20 protein-coding genes are annotated in these 20,567 nt (G+C 71.4%); 9 read left to right on the forward strand and 11 right to left on the reverse strand.

Going from position 1 to position 20,567, the window contains the following annotated elements:
- Nucleotides 1-19 precede the first annotated feature (19 nt).
- Nucleotides 20-1,645 (forward strand): beta-N-acetylhexosaminidase, encoded by a 1,626-nt coding sequence (locus KFLA_RS18175; RefSeq protein WP_012921271.1) that lies wholly within the window; start codon nt 20-22, stop codon nt 1,643-1,645.
- A 55-nt stretch (nt 1,646-1,700) separates the two neighbouring features.
- Here the strand turns inward: KFLA_RS18175 and KFLA_RS18180 are convergent, their stop codons facing one another.
- Nucleotides 1,701-1,979 carry a protealysin inhibitor emfourin gene (locus tag KFLA_RS18180; RefSeq protein WP_012921272.1) on the reverse strand — a complete coding sequence of 93 codons (279 nt, stop codon included), beginning with the start codon at nt 1,977-1,979 and terminating at the stop codon, nt 1,701-1,703.
- Nucleotides 1,980-2,462: 483 nt separating this feature from the next.
- On the opposite strand from KFLA_RS18180, the gene KFLA_RS18185 reads away from it, so the two are divergent.
- Both KFLA_RS18185 and KFLA_RS18190 read left to right on the forward strand, forming a co-directional pair.
- Nucleotides 2,463-2,666 (forward strand): cold-shock protein, encoded by a 204-nt coding sequence (locus KFLA_RS18185; RefSeq protein ID WP_012921273.1) that lies wholly within the window; start codon nt 2,463-2,465, stop codon nt 2,664-2,666.
- A gap of 152 nt (nt 2,667-2,818) precedes the next feature.
- Nucleotides 2,819-3,331, forward strand: a complete 513-nt coding sequence (locus KFLA_RS18190) for a DUF6328 family protein (protein WP_012921274.1) — start codon at nt 2,819-2,821, stop codon at nt 3,329-3,331.
- Here the strand turns inward: KFLA_RS18190 and KFLA_RS18195 are convergent.
- Nucleotides 3,309-4,166, reverse strand: coding sequence for an LLM class flavin-dependent oxidoreductase (locus tag KFLA_RS18195; RefSeq protein ID WP_012921275.1), 858 nt, complete (start codon nt 4,164-4,166; stop codon nt 3,309-3,311). The two genes, KFLA_RS18190 and KFLA_RS18195, sit on opposite strands and share 23 nt — an antisense overlap.
- A gap of 141 nt (nt 4,167-4,307) precedes the next feature.
- Here KFLA_RS18195 and KFLA_RS18200 point away from each other — a divergent pair, with 141 nt between their 5' ends.
- On the forward strand, nt 4,308-6,110 hold the full coding sequence (locus KFLA_RS18200; RefSeq protein WP_012921276.1) for a BCCT family transporter: 1,803 nt from the start codon (nt 4,308-4,310) through the stop codon (nt 6,108-6,110).
- Between the two features lie 131 nt (nt 6,111-6,241).
- Here KFLA_RS18200 and KFLA_RS18205 read toward each other — a convergent pair whose 3' ends face one another.
- Both KFLA_RS18205 and KFLA_RS18210 read right to left on the reverse strand, forming a co-directional pair.
- The gene (locus KFLA_RS18205; RefSeq protein WP_012921277.1) at nt 6,242-7,228 is read right to left on the reverse strand and encodes an SMP-30/gluconolactonase/LRE family protein; all 987 of its coding nucleotides are present in this window, start codon (nt 7,226-7,228) and stop codon (nt 6,242-6,244) included.
- Nucleotides 7,229-7,237: 9 nt separating this feature from the next.
- Nucleotides 7,238-7,870, reverse strand: a complete 633-nt coding sequence (locus KFLA_RS18210) for an NADPH-dependent F420 reductase (protein WP_012921278.1) — start codon at nt 7,868-7,870, stop codon at nt 7,238-7,240.
- Nucleotides 7,871-7,962: 92 nt separating this feature from the next.
- On the opposite strand from KFLA_RS18210, the gene KFLA_RS18215 reads away from it, so the two are divergent.
- Nucleotides 7,963-8,298: a winged helix-turn-helix transcriptional regulator gene (locus tag KFLA_RS18215; protein WP_012921279.1), complete on the forward strand. Its 336-nt coding sequence runs from the start codon at nt 7,963-7,965 to the stop codon at nt 8,296-8,298.
- 57 nt (nt 8,299-8,355) lie between these two features.
- On the opposite strand, the gene KFLA_RS18220 is transcribed toward KFLA_RS18215, so the two are convergent.
- Entirely contained in the window at nt 8,356-9,729 is a 1,374-nt protein-coding gene (locus KFLA_RS18220; protein WP_012921280.1) for an AAA family ATPase, read from the reverse strand.
- 68 nt (nt 9,730-9,797) lie between these two features.
- Here KFLA_RS18220 and KFLA_RS18225 point away from each other — a divergent pair, with 68 nt between their 5' ends.
- The 3 genes from KFLA_RS18225 to KFLA_RS18235 all read left to right on the forward strand — a co-directional run bounded on the left by KFLA_RS18225 (nt 9,798) and on the right by KFLA_RS18235 (nt 12,702).
- Complete coding sequence (locus tag KFLA_RS18225; RefSeq protein ID WP_012921281.1) at nt 9,798-10,613, forward strand: LLM class F420-dependent oxidoreductase; 816 nt, start codon at nt 9,798-9,800, stop codon at nt 10,611-10,613.
- Between the two features lie 145 nt (nt 10,614-10,758).
- Complete coding sequence (gene def / locus KFLA_RS18230) at nt 10,759-11,364, forward strand: peptide deformylase (RefSeq protein ID WP_012921282.1); 606 nt, start codon at nt 10,759-10,761, stop codon at nt 11,362-11,364.
- Between the two features lie 300 nt (nt 11,365-11,664).
- Nucleotides 11,665-12,702, forward strand: coding sequence for a LacI family DNA-binding transcriptional regulator (locus tag KFLA_RS18235; protein WP_012921283.1), 1,038 nt, complete (start codon nt 11,665-11,667; stop codon nt 12,700-12,702).
- On the opposite strand, the gene KFLA_RS18240 is transcribed toward KFLA_RS18235, so the two are convergent.
- Genes KFLA_RS18240 through cobT form a run of 4 tightly spaced genes read right to left on the reverse strand, consistent with a single transcriptional unit; the run spans nt 12,695 to nt 16,387 of the window.
- A complete protein-coding gene (locus tag KFLA_RS18240) occupies nt 12,695-13,231 on the reverse strand; it encodes a GNAT family N-acetyltransferase (protein ID WP_012921284.1) in 537 nt (178 codons plus the stop codon). The two genes, KFLA_RS18235 and KFLA_RS18240, sit on opposite strands and share 8 nt — an antisense overlap.
- A gap of 17 nt (nt 13,232-13,248) precedes the next feature.
- Entirely contained in the window at nt 13,249-14,061 is an 813-nt protein-coding gene (locus KFLA_RS18245) for a TrmH family RNA methyltransferase (RefSeq protein ID WP_148257005.1), read from the reverse strand.
- Complete coding sequence (cobA, locus tag KFLA_RS18250) at nt 14,052-15,296, reverse strand: uroporphyrinogen-III C-methyltransferase (protein WP_012921286.1); 1,245 nt, start codon at nt 15,294-15,296, stop codon at nt 14,052-14,054. Before cobA ends, KFLA_RS18245 begins: the two co-directional genes overlap by 10 nt.
- Nucleotides 15,293-16,387, reverse strand: a complete 1,095-nt coding sequence (cobT, locus tag KFLA_RS18255) for a nicotinate-nucleotide--dimethylbenzimidazole phosphoribosyltransferase (RefSeq protein WP_012921287.1) — start codon at nt 16,385-16,387, stop codon at nt 15,293-15,295. The genes cobA and cobT overlap by 4 nt, the downstream gene beginning before the upstream one ends.
- Nucleotides 16,388-16,548: 161 nt before the next feature.
- On the opposite strand from cobT, the gene KFLA_RS18260 reads away from it, so the two are divergent.
- Nucleotides 16,549-17,079 carry a YbhB/YbcL family Raf kinase inhibitor-like protein gene (locus tag KFLA_RS18260; RefSeq protein WP_012921288.1) on the forward strand — a complete coding sequence of 177 codons (531 nt, stop codon included), beginning with the start codon at nt 16,549-16,551 and terminating at the stop codon, nt 17,077-17,079.
- A gap of 89 nt (nt 17,080-17,168) precedes the next feature.
- Here KFLA_RS18260 and KFLA_RS18265 read toward each other — a convergent pair whose 3' ends face one another.
- Both KFLA_RS18265 and KFLA_RS18270 read right to left on the reverse strand, forming a co-directional pair.
- Nucleotides 17,169-19,310: a 3-hydroxyacyl-CoA dehydrogenase NAD-binding domain-containing protein gene (locus KFLA_RS18265; protein WP_012921289.1), complete on the reverse strand. Its 2,142-nt coding sequence runs from the start codon at nt 19,308-19,310 to the stop codon at nt 17,169-17,171.
- Nucleotides 19,307-20,524 (reverse strand): acetyl-CoA C-acetyltransferase, encoded by a 1,218-nt coding sequence (locus KFLA_RS18270; RefSeq protein ID WP_012921290.1) that lies wholly within the window; start codon nt 20,522-20,524, stop codon nt 19,307-19,309. The genes KFLA_RS18265 and KFLA_RS18270 overlap by 4 nt, the downstream gene beginning before the upstream one ends.
- Between the last annotated feature and the right edge of the window lie 43 nt (nt 20,525-20,567).

The raw sequence follows: 20,567 nt of genomic DNA on the forward strand, positions 1-20,567 counted from the left end.
CACGCGAACACTTCCGGTCATGACACGACTCGCCCGCCCCCGTCGTCAGGTCATCCTGGCCGGTCTTGCCGCAGCCGCCCTGCTGGCGACTCCATTCACCGCCCCGAGCTCGGCATCAGCCCTGCCCACCGTCAGCCAGCAGGCAGGAGCGCCCTCTGCTCCCGCTCTGATTCCAAAGCCCGCCACTCAGCACGCTCTGCCGGGTCAGACCTTCGCACTGCAGCCCTGGAGCGTTGTCGGCCTCGAGTCGAGCGCCGCCGAGAGCCGAGCAGCCAAGAAGATCGCCGACGGCCTCACCACTCAGCTACGCCGTTCCACCGGCTACCGATTGCCGGTCCTGCCCGCATTGCCCGGGCTGACCGACGTGAAGCTCTCCACCAACGGCCCAGCCTCACTGGGGGCCGAGGGCTACCGGCTGCGCGCCGACCGCTCGGTCCTGAGCGTGGTGGCGGCGACTCCTGAGGGTCTCTACCGGGGCGTGACCACCCTGCGCCAGCTCCTGCCCGCCAAGGCCGACGCGAAGACCCGGCAGGCCGGCCCCTGGCGGATCAGCGGCACGTCGATCGCCGACTCGCCCCGCTACAGCTACCGCGGAGCGATGCTCGACGTGTCCCGGCATTTCTTCTCCGTGGCGGAGGTGAAGCGCTACATCGACCTCGCCTCGCTCTACAAGCTGAACAAGCTCCACCTGCACCTGTCGGACGACCAGGGCTGGCGGATCCAGGTGGACAGCTGGCCCCGGCTCACGACGTACGGCGGTAGCCTGGAGGTCGGTGGCACACCCGGCGGCTCCTACAGCAAGGCGGAGTACGCCAGCCTGGTCCAGTACGCCGCCGACCACTACATGACCGTCATCCCCGAGATCGACACCCCTGGCCACACCAACGCGGCCCTAGCCTCGTACGCCGAACTGAACTGCGACGGCGTCGCTCCCCCGCTCTACACCGGGACCAGTGTCGGCTTCAGCTCGCTGTGCGTCGGCAAGGACCTCACCTACGACTTCCTGGGCGACGTGTTCCGCGAGGTGGCCGAGCAGAACCCCGGTGACGTGCTGCACCTCGGCGGTGACGAGGCGCACTCGACCCCGCACTCGGACTACCTCACGTTCGTGCCGAAGGCGGCGGCGCTGGTCACCCAGCAGGGCAAGCGGGTGATGGGCTGGCAGGAGATCGCCGAGACACCGCTCCCGGCCGGCAGCATCGCGCAGTACTGGGGCACCGACGACGCCCGCTCGCGGGAACTCGCCCGCAAGGCCGCGGCCCAGGGCGCCCAGGTCGTGCTGTCCCCGGCGAACCGGGCGTACCTGGACATGAAGTACGACGCCAGTACGCCGTACGGGCTGTCCTGGGCCGGGCTGGTCAGCGTGCAGAAGTCGTACGAGTGGAACCCGTCGACGCTGATCCCCAACCTGCCGGAGAGCGCGATCGCCGGCGTCGAGGCGCCGATCTGGACCGAGACGCTGGACGACCTGGACAAGCTCGAGTACATGGCGTTCCCCCGGCTGCCGGGCATCGCCGAACTCGGCTGGTCGCCGGCCTCCGCGCTGGACTGGACCAGCTACAAGGACCGCCTGGCAGGTCAGGGCTCGCGGTGGGACACCCTCAGCGTGAACTTCTTCCGGGCGCCGGAGATCGCCTGGCGCTGACCTCACCTGACAGGCCGCAGGATCAGGCCCCGGACGCGTCTCCGCGTTCCGGGGCCTACTCCTGCGTCAGCACCCGGTCCAGCAGCCAGGCCGCGTCCTGGTCGAGGTCCTGCTCGGCGACCGTCAACTCGGTTGGCTCGGCCTCGGCGTGCTCACGCAGCTCCAGCCGGTACACGTACCGGTCGGGCTGGGGACGTCCGGTGCCTGGCGGCCGGCCGGCCAGCCGCGCCGCGACCTGCTCCAGCCGGACGGCGTCGGGCTCGGCCGTGGTGTCGAGCTCGCCGGCGGCCAGGATGCCGGCGAAACCACCGCTGCGACTGACTTTGAGAAACACCGAACACTCCCCGGGTGGACGTCTGCCCAAACCTTGACCGGTCCGGCCGGTCCTGTCCAGGTCTGCGCGACACGCCGAAGAAAACAACGGCGTCCCGGCCGCCATCACCCGGCGTACAGGCGGCCGGACCGTCGCCGGCCGGGGACCGGAAACGCGCACGGAAACGGGTCGAGGCACGAATCAGCAGGTCGCCGGGGGCTTCGTCGGCCGCACGGCCCCGCGACGATCCGGCAACGAGCCGTCACAGCGCCGTCAGGGTCCGGTCACGCAGTGTGGCAGGCGGCAACTTTACGCGACACGTGTTCCTGGTCACCCCTTCCCCAGGGCCCCGAATCGGCTACAGTTGTCGCGTTGCAGTTTTGGACTCCCATTGACTTTCGCTGTGCTGCATGGCCGGTTTTGTCGTCTGGGGCCTTTCGGCGACACGTGGCTCATGAGGTGTGGGTCGCGGTTTGTTACAAGCCATCAAGGAGATAGACACAAATGGCTGTCGGTACTGTCAAGTGGTTCAACGCTGACAAGGGCTTCGGCTTCATCACCCCGGATGACGGTGGCGCGGACGTGTTCGCGCACTACTCGGCCATCCAGACCTCGGGCTTCCGCTCGCTGGACGAGAACCAGCGCGTCGAGTTCGAGATCACCCAGGGCCAGAAGGGCCTGCAGGCGGAGAACATCCGCCCGATCTGATCCGTCAGGGTCAGACCCTTCTCGTACTGACGGAAGGGCCGCACACCAGCCGGTGTGCGGCCCTTCTGCCGTCCCGGCCCGGCCGGTGCGGCGCGGTTTCCCCGGCGCTCCGGATGGGGTACCTATGGAGCAGCCGCAGTCCGAGGAGACCGATGACCCAGCAGAACCGCCCTGACACCGCCACCGGGAACTACTCCCGGGACCACGAGGACGAGGGCGAACGCCTCGACCGGCACTGGAACGAACTGCTCCAGGAGCTGCGGCTGGCCCAGACCGGCACCCAGATCCTGTTCGCGTTCCTGCTCAGCATCGCCTTCCAGCCGCGGTTCCAGGACGCCGACGAGTTCACCCACGACGTCTTCGCCGGCACGCTGCTCGCCTGCGCCCTGGCCGTCTGCCTGTTCCTCGCGCCGGTGTCGTTCCACCGGATGGTCTTCCAGCAACGGCTGCGCGACCGGCTGGTGCCGATGGCCCACCACCTGGCCAGCGCGGGCATGGCGTTCCTCATCCTGTCCATGTGCGGCGGTGTGCTGCTCGCGCTCGACGTGGTGCTGGACCGGGCGACCGCGATCGTCGCCGTCGCGATCGTGCTCGGGCTGTTCGTCCTGTTCTGGTACGCGCTGCCGGTCTACGTCCGCCGGTCTAGGCGCGAAGACGAGGAATGACCTCGCTCGCCACCTTCTCCAGCACCGCCTCGCTGCCCGCGTAGACGCCGTCGGCGCGGGGCCAGTGGGTGATGACGTCGGTGAAGCCGAGCTCCGCGGCCCGGCCGGCCGCGTCCTCGAAGGCGTCGGCGCTGCTCAGCGCGTACCGGTGCGAGTCGAGCGACAGGTAGCGGTCGAAGGGCCGGCCCGCCAGGACGTCGTCCAGCCGCCGGCTGAGCTCGGCGACCGAGGCGAACCAGGTCTCGTGGTCGTCGGACTTGCGGCCGGTGGTCACCCATCCGGCGCCGTACCGGGTCACCAGGCGCAGGGAGCGCGGTCCGTTCGCGGCCATCACGAACGGGACGCGCGGTTGCTGGACGCAACCAGGCAGGGTGCGGCCGTTGCGGGTCCGGAAGTACTCGCCGTCGAAGTCGACGCGGTCGGTGGTCAGCAGCCGGTCGAGCAGCTCGGTGAACTCGGCCAGCCGGTCGACCTTCTGCCGCGGGGTGAGCTCGGGACCGCCGAGAATGGTCGAGTCGATGCCGCCGCCGGAGCCGATGCCGCACACGAACCGCCCGTCCGACACGTCGTCCAGGGCGAGGATGTCCCGGGTCAGCGTCAGCGGGTGGCGGAAGTTGGGCGAGGTGACGAACGTGCCGAGCCTCACCCGGGAGGTGACCAGCGCCGCCGCGGTGAGCGTGGGCACCGTGCCGTACCAGGGTGAGTCCTGCAGGCCGCTCCAGGTGAGATGGTCGTAGGTCCAGACGTGGTCGAAGCCGAGCTGCTCGGCGCCGCGCCATCTCGGCGCCGCCTCGGACCAGCGGTACTCCGGCAGGATCGTGATTCCGAAACGCATGCACGGCACAGTAGCCGGTCCGGCAGTGCTGTGGCGCCGACCACACGATAGTTGCATTTCGCCCCGATCTTCGGCACGGTCGTACGGCAGTCCCCCAGAACTCTGAGAAGGAGGCGCGCCGCAGCGAGGCGTGGAGCAACCGTGGCGATCGATTTCGACAGCCGGCACGTGTCCCCCGAGTCATCCTCGGACCACAGCAGCGAGCACCCCGCGCTCGCGACCCCGCCACCACCCGGCAGCCGAAGTCGCGGCGCGGGCCTGGACCGGGTCGTCTTCGGCGTCACCGCAGTGATCGCCCTGGCCTTCGTGGCCTGGGGATTCGCCGACGCGACCGGCCTCGGTACGGCGTCCGGCTCGGCTCTCACCTGGGTCGAGCACCACGCCGGCTGGCTGTTCGTGCTTCTCGCCTCCGGCGTCGTCGTCTACGTGATCTGGCTGGCGGCCGGCCGGTACGGACGGATCCCGCTCGGCGCGGACGACGAGCAGCCCGAGTTCCGGACGGTGTCCTGGGTGGCGATGATGTTCAGCGCCGGAATGGGCATCGGCCTGATGTTCTACGGCGTCAGCGAACCGCTGTCCCACTTCACCGCTCCCCCGCCGGGCACCAGCCAGGCCGGCTCGTCCGCGGCGCTGCAGACCGCGATGGCGACGACGCTGTTCCACTGGACCCTGCACCCGTGGGCGATCTACGCGGTGGTCGGCATAGCGATTGCCTACGGCACCTTCCGGCGCGGCCGCTCGCAGCTGATCAGCTCGGCGTTCGCGCCGCTGCTCGGACGGCGGACCGAGGGACCGGTCGGCAAGGTGATCGACAGCCTGGCCATCTTCGCGACGCTGTTCGGCTCAGCCGCCTCGCTCGGGCTCGGCGCGCTGCAGATCGGCTCCGGCGTGCAGATCCTCGGCTGGATGGACCGGACCGGCAACGGCATCCTGGTCGGCGTGATCGCGGTACTGACCGCCGCCTTCGTCGCCTCGGCGGTGTCCGGCGTTGCCAAGGGCATCCAGTGGCTGTCGAACATCAACATGGTGCTCGCGGTCGTGCTGGCCGCCTTCGTCTTCGTGGTCGGGCCGACGGTGCTGATCCTCAACCTGGTGCCGACCGCGATCGGCGACTACTTCCGCGACCTGGCCGACATGGCCGCCCGGACCGAAGCCAGCGGCGGCGACGCGATGGCCGAGTGGCTGTCCGGCTGGACCGTCTTCTACTGGGCCTGGTGGATCTCCTGGACCCCGTTCGTCGGCATGTTCATCGCCCGGATCAGCCGCGGCCGGACCATCCGGCAGTTCGTCACCGGCGTCCTGCTGGTCCCGTCGCTGGTCAGCCTGGTCTGGTTCTGCGTCTTCGGCGGCGCAGCGATCGACACCCAGCGCAACGGGGTGGACATCGCCGGGCAGTCGACCTCGGAGGGTCAGCTGTTCGGGATGCTTGAGCAGTTCCCACTCCCGTCGGTGACCACCGTGCTGGTGGTCGTGCTGGTGGCGATCTTCTTCGTCTCCGGCGCGGACGCCGCGTCGATCGTGATGGGCACGCTGTCCGAGCGCGGCGCGATCGAACCGAGGAAGCCGCTGGTGATCTTCTGGGGCGTGCTGACCGGTGCCGTCGCGGCGGTGATGCTGCTGGTCGGTGGAGGCGGTTCGGAGGCGCTGCAGGGACTGCAGAACCTGACGATCGTCGCGGCGCTGCCGTTCGCGCTGGTGATGGTCGGGCTGGCGGTCGCGCTGGCCAAGGACCTGCGCACCGACCCGCTGATGCTGCGCCGGGAGATCGGCACCGAGGCGGTCGAGGCGGCGGTGATCGAGGGCGTGACCGCGCACGGCGACGACTTCTCCCTGGTGGTCACCGGCGCCACGGACGACGCCGCCGGCACTCGGATTCCCGAGCCGCCGCAGCCGCGCGGTCAGGTCCCGCCGCCGCGCCCGCAGCCGCCCGCCGAGGACCGCTGAGCCGGCGGCGCGCGTACGCCGTACTCGCCCGTTCGAGGAGATGTCCCCGGCGTTCGAGGAGATATCCCCGGGAAGGGCGGGTTCTACCTCCGCATGCGGGGGCAGAACCCACTACTTGGCGGGTTGTCCCCTCAAGTGGTGACGGGTGGGGTGGGGAAGGTGGCGAGACGGGTGGTGCCGATGCTGCTGAGCCAGACCTTGCCGTCGCGTTCGCGGACGCCGGTCGGCATGTGGAAGTCGGGATGGGTGCCGCGCAGGTCGTGCACCAGGCGGCCGGCGTCGTCGTACGCCTGGATCTCGATCACGTCGGCCGCCTTCGGTTTGACCGCCTCCGGCAGGGCCCAGATCGCCTTGCGCAGGATCGGCGGCTTCGGCAGCAGCCGGTCGAGCAGGGCGTTGCGCGGTGAACCGATCGCGACCCAGATCAGGCCGTCCGAGCCGCGGGCGATGTTGTCCGGCAGCCCCGGGATCGCCACCACCAGCTCGGGCTCTGCGCCGGGGCTGGTGAGGTCCAGCTTGTAGAGCCCGTAGCCGCCGGTCTCGGCGAAGAACAGCGTCTGCTGGTCGCCGCTCAGCGCCACGCCGTTCGGGAAGGCGCGCCCGGACACGAGCCGGGTCACCTCGCCGTCCGGGGTGAGCCGGTAGAGGCTGCCGGTGCAGGAGTGCTCCAGCAGGTCGGCCATCCACTCGTCGATGCCGAACCGGGTCGAGGAGTCGGTGAAGTAGATCGTGCCGTCGTCGGTGACGTCGGCGTTGTTGCAGAACCGCATCGGCCGGCCGTCGACCTCGCCGAGCAAGGTGGCGATCCGGCCGTCGCGGTCGAGCGTGAGCAGGCCGCGGTTGGCGTCGCAGACCAGCACCTTGCCGTCCGCGAGCCACTCCAGCCCGAGCGGCCGGCCGCCGGTGTCGGCAAGCGTGCTGATCGTCCGGCCGTCGGCGCTCACCCGCAGGATGCGGCCGTCGAGCAGACCGGTCAGCACGCTGCCGTCCTCGTCGATCAGCGTGTCCTCGGGTCCCGCGCCGGGCAGCGCGACCGTCTGGACGTCGAGGTGCCGCGGCTGCCGGGCCGGCGGCGCGGGCGGAGGGGTCCAGCGGACCGGATCGATGCTCGATTTCATGCCCTGAGCCTAGAAGGCGTTCTCCAGCGGCGGGAACAGCGCGCGCGTGTCTGCCCCGGCGAACCAGACGCCGATCGCGAACGCCGCTGTTGCCTCCAGCAACCGGGCACGTGCCAACCCACCCGCCTTCACCGGCTCGCACCCCAGGTCACGGGCCAGTACGGCGACCTGCTCGACCGCGACGTCGTCGTCGCCACACAGCGGCACGCCGAGTGGGCGGCCGTCGAAGTCGTGCGGCGCCGACCGCCAGACGCTGTCGGCCGCGAGGTTGAACGCCTTCACCACCCGGGCGCCCACGGCGTACTCGCTGATCGTCTCGGCCATCGCGTCAACGGTCATCGCCACGCCGCGGTGCAGCACCGCGTTCGTGCAGTCGACCAGCACCCGGCCGCGCAGACTGCCGTCGGCAGCACCCACGACTCGCAGCGTTTCGAGCGCCGCACCGGCCGGTACGGCGAGCAGCGTCAGCGCGCCGAATCTCGTTGCTTCCTGCAACGTCCCTGCTGCCGCCCCGATCCGTTCCGCCAGCTCCGCCGCGCGCCGCGGCGCCCGGCCGCCGATGACGATCTCGTGCCCGGCCCTCGCCCACTGCCCACCCAGCGCCTCGGCCATCCGGCCGTTGCCCAGAATTCCGATCCGCATGTCGTACTCCCGTCGTGGTGATCTGGAGCGATGGACGCTAGCCACTGCGAAAGGCACCTTCAGGTGCCGAACGGAACGGGCACACTGGAGCAGTGAAGTTCTACGCAGACTGCCAGGCGCGGGTCGCTGCCGATCTGCTCAGCGGGACCTGGCCGATGGTGGTCATCTACGCGCTGTCCTACGGTCCGGCCCGGCCGGTCGAGCTGCGGCGGAAGATCGGCGGGATCAGCCCGAAGGTGCTCACCGAGACGCTCCGGCGGCTCGAGCAGCATCGCGTGGTCGAGCGCCGCCGGTACGCCGAGGCGCCGCCGCGGGTGGAGTACTCGCTGACCTCCGCCGGCCAGGATCTCCTGGTTCCGATCCGGGCGTTGGGCGAGTGGGCAGACCGGCACGCCGCGACCGTGCTGGAGGCACAGCACTCCGGCTGACCCTCCACCGGGTGGCGGCCTCCCACCCCTCGGTCGCGCTGCGTCGGGGGGCGCCTTCTACCCCTCGGTCGTGCCGAGGAGGCGGCGGGTGAGGGTGTCGCGGGCGGACAGGAGCTCGGTTGCGGCGGCGTGCAGCTCGGCGTCGCCGGGCGTGGTGCCGTTCTCCGCGGCGAGCAGGACGGCGCGGCGGACGAGTTCCTTGGCGAAGGACGCGGTGGTGCCCTCGGTCCGGCTGACGATCTCGTCGACGACACCGGCGCTGACCTCGAGCGACGGGCCGTACAGCGCGAGCAGGCGGCTTCGGCCGGGTGCGTCGGGCAGCGGGACCTCGACGGCGAGGTCGACCCGGCCGGGACGCTGGGCGAGCGCCGGTTCCAGGATGTCGGCGCGATTGGTGGTCAGCAGGAACGCCACGTCCGCGTCCTCGGCCAGCCCGTCCATCTCGTTGAGCACCTGGAACAGCAACGGGTTCTCCCCGCCGCGCGTGATGTCGCGCGACTCGGCGATCAGGTCGCAGTCCTCCAGGACGACGAGCGCCGGTTCCAGCTTGCGCGCCAGGGCGCAAGCGTCACCGATGTACATGATGCTGCGCCCGGCCAGCAGCACCACCGTGAACTGCGGCAGCCGGGACAGCAGGTACCGCACGGTGTGGGTCTTGCCCGTTCCCGGCGGCCCGTACAGCAGCACTCCCCGACGCAGGTGCTGTCCCTGGCTCAGCAGGGTCTCCCGGTGCTCGGCGACCCCGATCACCTCGCGCTCGACCCGCTCCAGCACTCCGTCCGGCAGCACCACGTCGTCACGCGAGACGCCCGGTCGCGGATGCAGCCGGAACGGTCCGACTCCGTGCCCGAAGTCGTGCCCCTCGAACGACACCACCTTGCCGCGGAAGACGTTGTGCTCGCGGATCAGCTCCGGCAGTGCCGACAGGAACCGCTCGCCCCCCTCCTTGGACGTCGCCAGCACCTCCAGCTGCACGGTCATCCGCCCGTACTGCGGATTGGCGGCGCGCAGCAACGCGACGTACCGGTCGTCGCCCTGCCGGCCGAGGTAGAAGCCGAAGGCGACGCAGTCCATCTCGACGCCCACGTCGACCGAGATGCGCTGGTAGTCCACGGCGCCGACGCCCAACTGGTGCGCGGTGGCCAGCTCCAGCAACTCGGCCAGCGAGTGGTGCCCGCGGTCGGTGCCGACCATGCCGATCACCTCGAACTCGTCGAACCACCGCTCCAGCGCGACGTGCACGTTCGGCAAGTCGAACGGCGGGAACGCGGAGGTGACCACCGGCAGGTCCTGAGGCCCGGCCCCCAGGTGCGCCTCGAGCCGGTCGTACAGGTTCTCCCGGCCGACGCCGGCCGGGGTGCCCTGCATCCGCTCGAGAAAGCCGCGGAACAACCGGGCGAACTCGGAGATCTGGTCGTCCTGCTCGGTCATCGCCGGCCCCCAGTCCGTAGCGCGGCCGTACCGGAGGGTCCTCCGCAACAGCCGTTAGGATTTCCAGCATGACATCGACCGAGTCCACCGATCGCCCCTACGCCGCCTTCCCGGTCCGCATCGGTGTGCAGATCCAGCCCCAGCACGCGCAGTACGCCGACATCCGCCGCGCCGTCGCCGCGGTCGAGGAGCTCGGCGTCGACGTGGCGTTCAACTGGGACCACTTCTACCCGCTGTCCGGTGAGCCCGAGGGCCTGCACTTCGAGGCCTGGACGATGCTGGCCGCCTGGGCCGAGGCGACCGAGCGGATCGAGTTCGGCGCGCTGGTGACCTGCAACTCCTACCGCAACCCCGACCTGCTCGCCGACATGGCCCGCACGGTCGACCACATCAGCGACGGCCGACTGATCTTCGGCATCGGGTCCGGCTGGTTCGAGAAGGACTACGACGAGTACGGCTACGAGTTCGGCACCGCGGGCGGCCGGCTGGACGCGCTCGGCGAGGCACTGCCGCGGATCGAGCGCCGGTGGGCCAGGCTCAACCCGCGACCGACCCGCGACATCCCGGTGCTGATCGGCGGCGGCGGCGAGAAGAAGACGCTGAAGCTGGTCGCCCAGCACGCGAACATCTGGCACGGCTTCGGCGACGCCGAGACGATCGCGCACAAGCACGAGGTGCTCGACGGGCACTGCCGCACGATCGGCCGCGACCCCGGCGAGATCGAGCGCTCGGCCGGGGTCGGGGACAAGTCGCCCGAGGAGGTCGGCAAGTCGCTGCTCGACGTCGGCACCCGGCTGTTCACGATCAGCACGTCCGGGCCGGACTACGACCTCGGCCTGGTCCGCGAGTGGGTCGCCTGGCGGGACGAGGTCAACAAGGGCTGACCACCTGGCCGCCCGGGCCGCGTGAGCACCTGCTCCAGCGGCCCGGGCGCGGCCTGTCCCGCCGGGTCGGCGCTGCCCCGTGCGGTCGTCGCGGACGGCGTACCGGGCGCCTGGGTGGAACGGGTGCTTCGCTAGGATTTCGGCCATGCCTACGCTGCCTACGAACGGTTCGGTGCTGCCCATCACCCGCTGGGGTGAGGACGTCATGCACCGGGTCAACCAGCCGGTCACCGACTTCGGCGACGACCTGCACAAGCTCGTCGCCGACATGGTCGCGACGATGAACGCGGCCGAGGGCGTCGGGCTGGCCGCGAACCAGGTCGGGGTCGACCTGCAGCTGTTCGTGTTCGACTGCCCGGACCGCGACGGCGTCCGGCACCAGGGCGTGGTCTGCAACCCGAAGCTCGAACTGCCCGAGGGCAAGGACCGCCACCTGGACGAGGGCGAGGAGGGCTGCCTGTCGCTGCCCGGCGCCTTCACCAAGTGCGCCCGGCCGGACTACGCGAAGGTCACCGGCGTCGACGAGCACGGCAACCCGGTCAGCTACGAGGGCAACGGCCTGCTGGCCCGGTGCCTGCAGCACGAGACCGACCACACCCAGGGCATGGTGTTCGGCGACCGCCTCTCCCGCAAGTACAAGAAGCGCCTCTTCGCCGAGGCCGAGGAACTGGCCCCGGACTACCCGGCCGACTGGCCCGTCTCCCCCATGCTGAACGCCGAGTCGCACGAGGACGACCCGGTCAGCGAGTAGCCGGTCGCCAACAGCAGGACGTTCGCTCGCCGAACCCGATCACGTCGGTGCCCCTCGCCGCCGCGACTTCGAGCACGGTCCAGCCGCCTGCGCCCCGTACGAACGACTGAGCCGTGCACGATCTCGGCGCACCTGCGCTGCCACGCCGACTCTGTGCACGGTTCAGCCGCATACCGACATCGCCGATGGCCGAGCCGTGCACAAGGTCGGAGGCGGGGCGGCGGCGAGGACTTTTCGCATGCGTTCATCCCACCAGGAGTGTCCAGCCGTTTTCGCCGCTAGGCTGCCCGGGTGCCGTCGATGCGCAGCGAGTCCGGGCCCAAGCGGCCGGTCACGCTCGACGACGTCGCGCGGGCGGCGGGGGTGTCGCAGCCGACCGCCTCGCGGGTGCTCAACGGCAGCGCCCGCAAGGTCGCCGAGAGCTACCGCGAACGGGTGCTCGAGGCCGCTCGCGCCCTCGGCTACACGCCGAACCTGCCGGCTCAGGCGATGGCCCGCGGCACCTCCCGCACGATCGCGCTGGTGACCAGCCTGATCTCCGACCCGTACTTCGGTGCGCTGGCGGCCGAGATCCTCAAGCAGGCCGAGGCCGTCGGGCTGCACGTGTCGATCGCGGTCACCGAGCGGCGGGCCGATCGCGAGCTCGACCTGGTCCGCGAGCTGCGCGGCCAGCAGCCCCGGGCGATCATCCTGGCCGGCAGCGGGTCCGTCGACCCGCCGTCGGAGCAGCCTCTCGTCGACGAGCTGCGCCGGTACGAGGAGACCGGCGGGCGCGTCGTGCTGATCAGCCGCAGCGACCTGCCCTTCGACACCGTGGACTTCGACAACCACGAGGGCGCCCGGCAGCTCGCGCGCGAGTTGGCGGGGATCGGTTACCGCCGCTGCCTGGTGCTCGGCAGCGACACTCCCCTGCTGTCCATGCGACGCCGGGTGGAGGGATTCGTGCACGGCCTGGCGGACGCCGGCGTCGCGGGGGCGCGGGTGCGGCATCCGCAGTTCAGCTGGGTCGGCGCGCGTGACGTCGTGCTCGGGCTGAGCAACGACGAGCTGCGCGACCTGCAGCTGGTGTTCGCCGTCACCGACGACATGGCGCTCGGCGCGCTGGCCGGTCTGCGCGAACGCGGCCTGCGGATCCCCGAGGACATCGGCGTCGCCGGCTTCGACGACATCACCACCCTGCGCGACGTCGTACCGGCGTTGACCACCGTGCACGTCGCCCTCGACGCCGTCGCCGAGGAAGCCGTCTACCGCGCGACCACGCCCGACCCGGAACCGACCCGCCGCACCGTGCCGGCGTACCCGGTCGTCCGCGCGAGCACGCCCCGCCTGCTCAGTTGATCCTGTTCGCGGTGCGCCAGGCGTCCGCGGTGATCGAGTAGACCGTCGCGTCGAACTCGACGCCGTCCTCCGCCAGTACGGCGGTGTGGTCGAAGGTCATCCCGAGGCGGCGCATCACCGCGATGCTGCGGACGTTCGGGGTGTCGGTGACGGAGAGCACCCGGTCCCGGCCGACGTCGGTGAAGGCGTGGTCGAGCCAGGCGGCGGCTGCCTCCGTCGCGTAGCCGTGCCCCCAGTACGCCCGGGCCAGTCGCCAGCCGATCTGCAGTTCCTCCGGGTACCACTGCTCGAACGTCAGGCCGCAGGCGCCGACGAACGCGCCGTCGGACTGTCGCTCGACGGCCAGGAAGCCGATCCCCTCGGCGGCGTACTGGGCGTTCACCTGCTCGGCGATCCGGTCGGACTGGGCCCGGCTCAGTGGTTCGCCGCCGAGGTAGCGCACGACCTCGGGGTCGGTGTTGAGGGCGGCCCACGGCTCCAGGTCGCTGTCCTGGAAGGGTCTCAGCAGCAGACGGTCCGTCGTACGCATCGCGCCCTCACAGTGGGTCAAGGCCGGGTGGCGTAAAAGGCTACCGCTGCCGACGAGGCCACGTTGAGGGAGTCGACGCCGCCGGCCATCGGGATCTTGACGGTGAGGTCGGTCTGCCGGAGGACGTGCGGGCTCAGGCCGTGGCCTTCGGTGCCGAAGATCAGCGCGAGCTTGGCGTCGCGCCGGGCGGCCAGCTCGTCCAGGCTGATCGAGTCGTCGGTGAGCGCGAAGGCGGCCGTGACGAAGCCGTGCTCCCGGAGCTGGTCGAGCGCGCCCGGCCAGCTGGCCACCCTGGTCCACGGCACCTGGAAGACCGTGCCCATCGAGACCTTCACCGACCGGCGGTAGAGCGGATCCGCGCAGGTCGGGCTGACCAGCACCGCGTCCACCCCCAGCGCGGCGGCGGCCCGGAAGCCCGCGCCGACGTTCGTGTGGTCGACGATGTCGTCGAAGATCGCGATCCGGCCGTGGGTCACGCCCGCGAGCAGGGTGTCGAGGTCGGCCGGAGCCTGCCGCCGGTACGACGCCAGAGCGCCGCGGTGCACGTGGAACCCGGTGACCTGCTCGGCCAGCTCCGCCGAGACCAGGTAGACCGGTGCCTCCGGCCACTTCTCGAGCACGTCGGCCAGCGTGTCGAGCCAGCGCGGCGCGAGCAGGAACGACCGCGGCTCGTACCCCGCGTCGGCCGCCCGCCGGATCACCTTGTCGCCCTCGGCGATGAACAGCCCGTGCTCCTCCTCGAGCAGGCGGCGCAGGTTGACCTCCCGCAGCTGCACGTAGTCCGCCAGCCGCGGGTCGTCGGCCTGGTCGACCTCGACGATCACCGGGATTCCTCGACCACGGTCTCCCGCAGGACCGACGCCGCGACCGCGACGACGTTGCCGATGACGACGATCGCCGGTGCGCCGATCCCGGCCTGCTCGACCGTCGCGGCGATGGTGCCCAGGTCGGCCGTCACCATGCGCTGCCCCGGCAGTGTGCCGTCGGCGATGACCGCGGCGGGAGTGGTCGACGCCCGCCCGTGAGCGGTCAACGTGGCGGCGATCTTCGGCAGGTTCTCGACGGCCATCAGCAGCACCAGCGTGCCGTTCAGCTGCGCGAGCGCGGGCCAGTTGACCAGGGAGTCGGGGTGGTCCGGCGGGATGTGGCCGGAGACGACCGTGAACTCGTGGGTGACGCCGCGGTGGGTGACCGGGATGCCCGAGACCGCGGGCACCGAGATCGAGCTGGTGATGCCGGGCACGACCGTCCACTGCACGCCGGCCTCGGCACACGCGATCGCTTCCTCGAAGCCGCGGCCGAAGACGTACGGGTCGCCGCCCTTGAGCCGAACGACCAGCTTGCCCTGCTGCGCGCGCTCGACCAGGATCCGGTTGATCTCCTCCTGCTGCGCCGACCGTCCGCGCGGCAGTTTCGCGGCGTCGATCAGCTCGACGTCGGAGTGCAGTTCGTCGAGCAGCTGCTGCGGGGCGAGGCGGTCCGCGACGACGACGTCCGCCTCGGCGAGCAGCCGGCGGCCGCGCACAGTGATCAGGTCGGGATCACCGGGACCGCCGCCGACCAGGTACACCCCCGGCTTCTTGTCCAGCGAGTCGCGGGCGCCGAGCGCACCGGTCCGCAGCTCCTCCAGGATCGCGTCGCGGACGGCGGCCGACCGGCGGTGGTCGCCCGCGCCGAGCACACCGACGGTGACGTGGTCGTGCTGCCCGGACGCCGGGGTCCAGGCGGTCGCGCGGGAGCGGTCGTCGGAGCGGACGCAGAAGATCCGCCGCTGCTCCGCCTCGGCCGAGACCTGGTCGTTCACCGCGTCGTCGTCGGTGGCGACCACGACGTACCAGGCACCTTCCAGATCGCCGGGTGCGTAGCCGCGCTCGACCCAGCGCAGGTCGGGGTTGGTCAGCAGGCCTTCGATGGTCGGGGTGATCGCGGGGGAGATCACGTCGATCTGCGCGCCGGTCTCCAGCAGCCGCGGCAACCGCCGCTGCGCCACGCCGCCACCGCCGACGACAACCACCCGACGGCCGGTCAGCACCAGCCCCGACAAGTACGGCGCAGGCTCGCTCACGCGTCTCCCTCCCGCTCCGCGGCCGACGATCCGGCCTCGGCGGCGTCTTCGTCGCCGGAGGAGATGCCGGCCGACTCGAAGGTGGCCATCTGGGCCAGGGCGCGGACCGCGCAGGTGAGGATCGGGTAGGCGAGCACCGCGCCGGTCCCCTCACCCAGCCGCAGGTCGAGGTCGACGAGCGGCTGCAGCCCCAGCGCCTTCAGGGCGACAGCGTGACCCGGCTCCGCGGAGCGATGACCCGCCACGCAGTACTCGACGACCGCCGGGTGCAGCGCCTGCGCGACCAGCGCGGCCGCGCCGGCGATCACGCCGTCGAGGATCACCGGCACCTTGTTCGCCGCGCCGCCCAGGATGTAGCCGGCGAGCGCCGCATGCTCCAGCCCGCCGTACGCCGCGAGCGCGCTGAGCGGGTCCGACGCCGGCACCTCGTGCCGATCCAGCGCCGCCCGCACCACCTCGGTCTTGTGCGCCAGTGTCGCGTCGTCGATCCCGGTCCCCCGCCCGGTCACGTCGGCGGCGGTGGCGCCGGTGAAGGTCGCGATCAGCGCGGCCGAGGCGGTCGTGTTTGCGATGCCCATGTCGCCGGTCAGCAGGCAGCGGTACCCGTCGGCGACCAGCTGGTCCGCCAGCTCGAACCCGACCCGCACCGCGGCCAGCACCTCGTCGGCGGTCAGCGCCGGACCGACGGACAGGTCGCGCGTGCCGGCCCGGACCTTGGCGTGCACGATGTCCAGCTCGTCCACGTCGGTGGCCACGCCGACGTCGACCACCCGGACGTCGACCCCGTTGTTCGCGGCGAACGCGTTCACCGCGGCGCCGCCCGCGGCGAAGTTCGCCAGCATGGCGGCGGTCACCTCCTGCGGCCACGGCGAGACCCCTTGCGCGTGCACGCCGTGGTCGGCGGCGAACACCGCCACCACCGCCGGCGCCGGTACGCCGGCCGCGCCGCCGGTCATCCCGGCGACCCGCACGGACAGGTCCTCCAGCACGCCGAGCGATCCGGCCGGTTTGGTCAGCAGCCGCTGACGCTGCGTGGCGGCGCGCATCGCCGCCTCATCGGCCGGCCCGATCCGGGCCAGGTACTCCTCCACCGCAGGTCCTCCACGTGTCGTCGGCGGCCGGCTGGACCCCGGCCAGCTCCGATCTTCGCATCTCCGCGGCGGTGCCCCGGCCGGAGTCCGCTCACCGTGGACAGTAATGTCGGAATCACCACACCCCGCCCACCCGCACGCGAGATCCCGGAGGATCACCGATGTCGCTCGAACGGCCGGTCGCACCGGACCCGTACAGCCTGCTGCCGCAGGTCGGATCGTTCACCGTCACCAGCACCGACTTCTCCGCCGGCGAGCCGCTGGACGACGCCCAGGTCTTTGCCGGTGGCAACACGTCGCCGCAGCTCAGCTGGTCCGGTTTCCCGGCCGAGACCAAGGGCTTCGTGGTGACCTGCTTCGACCCCGACGCGCCGACGCCGTCCGGCTTCTGGCACTGGGTGCTGGTCAACCTGCCCGCCGACGTCACCGAGCTGCCGGCCGGCGCCGGCGCGACCGAGCGGCTGAGCAACGGCGCGTTCCACGTCCGCAACGACTACGGCACCAAGAACTACGGCGGCGCGGCCCCGCCGGCCGGCGACCCGGCGCACCGGTACTACTTCGTGGTGCACGCCCTGGACGTCGAGAAGCTGGACGTCGACGAGCAGGCCAGCGCGGCCGTGGTGAGCTTCAACCTCGCCTTCCACACGCTCGCCCGGGCGATCGTCACACCGGTCTACCAGACCGCCGAGTAGCGACGACCTCGGACACCGACTGGGGACCGTGAACAGGTTAGAACTTGTTCACGGTCCCCGCTTGCTGTCCAAGCACCCGGCGCTCGAGCTCAGCCGAACGTCTCCCCCGCCTCCGCCTTGCGGACGAGCAGTGCGGGCGGCGAGAAGCGGGGCCCGTACGCCGCGGCCAGCTCGCGCGCGCGGGCGACGAAGCCGGGCAGCCCACCGGCGTACGCGGTGATGTACTGCAGCGCGCCCCCGTGCAACGGCGGGAAGCCAATGCCGAGGATCGAGCCGATGTTCGCGTCCGCGACCGAGCGCAGCACGCCCTCGTCGAGGCACTTCACCGTCTCCAGCGACATCGCGAACGTCAGCCGCTCCTGCAGGTCCGCGAACGGTACGTCGGTGCCGCCGCCGAAGTGCTGCCGCAGGCCCGGCCAAAGCTGCTTCGGCCCGTCGGCCGGGTAGTCGTAGAAGCCCGCGCCGGCGGCCTTGCCGCGCCGGTCGAACTCGTTCACCAGCCGATCGGTGACCGCCATGCCCGGGTGGTCGTCGAAGGCGCCGGCGTTGTCCCCGGCCGCCCGCGCGGCGTCGCGGATCTTCTGCGGCAGCGTCAGGGTCACCTCGTCCAGCAGCGCCAACGGCGGCGCCGGGAAGCCCATCTGGGTCGCGGCCCGCTCGACGGTGACCGGGGAGACACCTTCACCGACCAGCGCGGCGCCCTCCATCACCAGCGTGCCGAACACCCGCGAGGTGAAGAAGCCGCGGCTGTCGTTGACCACGATCGGCGTCTTCCGCAGCTGCCGGACCACGTCGTACGCCCGGGCCAGCGCGCGGTCCGACGTCTGCTGCCCGACGATCAGCTCGACCAGCGGCATCCGGTCGACCGGCGAGAAGAAGTGCATGCCGAGGAAGTCCTCCGGCCGGTCGATCCCGCCGGCCAGCGAGGTGATCGGCAGCGTGGAGGTGTTCGAGCACAGCAGCGCGTCCGGGTCCACCACGCCGGCGATCTCGGCGAAGACCTGCTGCTTCAGCTCCTCGCTCTCGAACACCGCCTCGATCACCACGTCGCACCCGGCCAGCTCGTTCGGGTCGGCGGCCGGCGTGATCCGGCTCAGCAGCTGCGCCACCTTCTCGGTGGTCGTGCGGCCCTTCTGCAACTGCTCGGCGAGCAGCTTCTCGGAGTACGCCTTGCCCTGCTCGGCGGCCTGGAGCGTGACGTCCTTGAGCACCACCTCGAGGCCGGCGCGAGCGCACTCGTAGGCGATGCCGGCGCCCATCATCCCGGCGCCGAGCACCCCGACCTTGCGCGCGCCGTACTGCGGTACGCCGGCCGGGCGGGACGCGCCGGCGTTGATCGCCTGCAGCTCGAAGAAGAACGCGTTGATCATGTTCTTGGCGATCTGCCCGGTGGCCAGCGAGACGAAGTACCGCGACTCGATCCGGCTCGCGGTGGCGAAGTCGACCTGGCTGCCCTCGACGGCCGCGCTCATGATCGCCCGCGGCGCCGGGTAGGGCGCGCCCTTGAGCTGTTTGCGCAGGTTCGCCGGGAAGGCGGGCAGGAACGCGGCCAGCTTCGGGGAGGACGGCGTACCGCCGGGAAGCTTGTGGCCGTCGCGGTCCCAGGGCTGCCGGGCGTCGCCGTCGTACGCCTCGATGAACCGGTACGCCGCCGGCAGCAGGTCGTCGACGGGCACGACCTCGTCGACGACGCCGACCGACCGCGCGTGCGCCGGCTTCATCCGCTGCCCCTGCAGCAGCACCTTCGTCAGCGCGTCCTGCAGCCCGAGCACCCGGACCGTGCGGGTGACGCCGCCTCCGCCGGGCAGCAGACCGAGTGTCACTTCCGGCACGCCGAGCTCGATCCGCGGGTCGTCGGCGACGATCCGGTGGTGGCAGGCGAGCGCGATCTCCAGGCCGCCGCCGAGCGCGGTGCCGTTGATCGCCGCGACGACCGGCACGCCCAGGGTCTCCAGCGCCCGGAGCTGGCGCTTGACCTCCTCCAGCGTCTCGAACAGCTCGGCCGCGTCCTCCGGCTGGACCTGCGACAGCATCCGCAGGTTGCCCCCGGCGAAGAAGGTCGGCTTGGCACTGGTGACCAGGACGCCCTTCAGCGTGTCCTTCTCGGCCTGCAGCCGCTCGACGGTGGCACCCATCGCCGCGACGTAGGCCGCGTTCATGGTGTTCGCCGAGGCGTCCGGGTCGTCCATCGTCAGCGTGACGATCCCGTCGGCTTCCGTCCAGGAGATCATGCCGCCAGCCTCTCGATGACGGTCGCGACGCCCATCCCGCCGCCGACGCACAGGGTCGCCAGACCGTAGCGGAGCTCGCGCCGCTCCAGCTCGTCCAGCAGGGTGCCGATCAGGATCGCGCCGGTGGCGCCGAGCGGGTGGCCGAGCGCGATCGCGCCACCGTTCACGTTCACCACCTCGTGCGGCACGCCCAGGTCGGCCATGAAGTGCAGCACCGCCGCCGCGAACGCCTCGTTCATCTCGAACAGGTCGATGTCGCCGACCTCGAGGCCGGCCTTGGCCAGCGCCTTGCGGGCGGCCGGAGCCGGCCCGGTCAGCATGATCGTGGGATCGGCCCCGCTGACCCCGGTCGCCACCACCCGTCCACGCGGCGCCCGACCGAGCGCCTCACCGGCCTTCTCGTTGCCCACGGCCACCAGTGCGGCGCCGTCCACGATGCCGGACGAGTTGCCGGCGTGGTGCACGTGCTCGATCCGCTCCACCGTCACGTACTTCTCCAGCGCGACCGCGTCGAAGCCGCCGTGCTCCCCGATCGCCGCGAACGACGGCGGCAGCCCGGCCAGCGTCTCGACCGTCGTGCCCGGCCGGACGAGCTGGTCGTGGTCGAGGATCGGCAATCCGTTGCGGTCGGCGACCGGGACCACCGAGCGGGCGAAGTGGCCGTTCGCCCAGGCCTTCGCGGCGCGCGCGTGCGACTCGGCGGCGTACGCGTCGACATCGGTGCGGGAGAACCCGTCGATGGTCGCGATCAGGTCGGCACTGACGCCCTGCGGGACGAAACCGGTCTGCAGCGCGGTCTCCGGGTCCATCGCCCAGGCACCGCCGTCGGAGCCCATCGGCACCCGCGACATCGACTCGACGCCGCCGGCGAGAATGAAGTCCTCCCAGCCGGACCGGACCCGCTGGGCCGCCTGGTTGACCGCCTCCAGACCGGACGCGCAGAACCGGTTGAGCTGCACGCCGCCGGTGGTCTGCGGGTAGCCGGCCGCGAGGACCGCCGTTCGGGCGATGTCCATGCCCTGGTCGCCGATCGGCGTGACGACACCGAGCACAACGTCGTCGACGGCGGCCGGGTCCAGCTCGGGATGCCGGCTGCGCAGCTCCGTGAGCAGGCCGGTGACCAGCTGGATCGGCTTCACCTCGTGCAGGGCGCCGGACGGCTTGCCCTTGCCGCGGGGAGTCCTGATCGCGTCGTACAGGAAGGCTTCGGTCATGGGGGCATCCCGTCGTCTGAGGTGGACAGACCGATTGTGACAG

Source organism: Kribbella flavida DSM 17836, assembly GCF_000024345.1.
GTDB lineage: Bacteria > Actinomycetota > Actinomycetes > Propionibacteriales > Kribbellaceae > Kribbella > Kribbella flavida.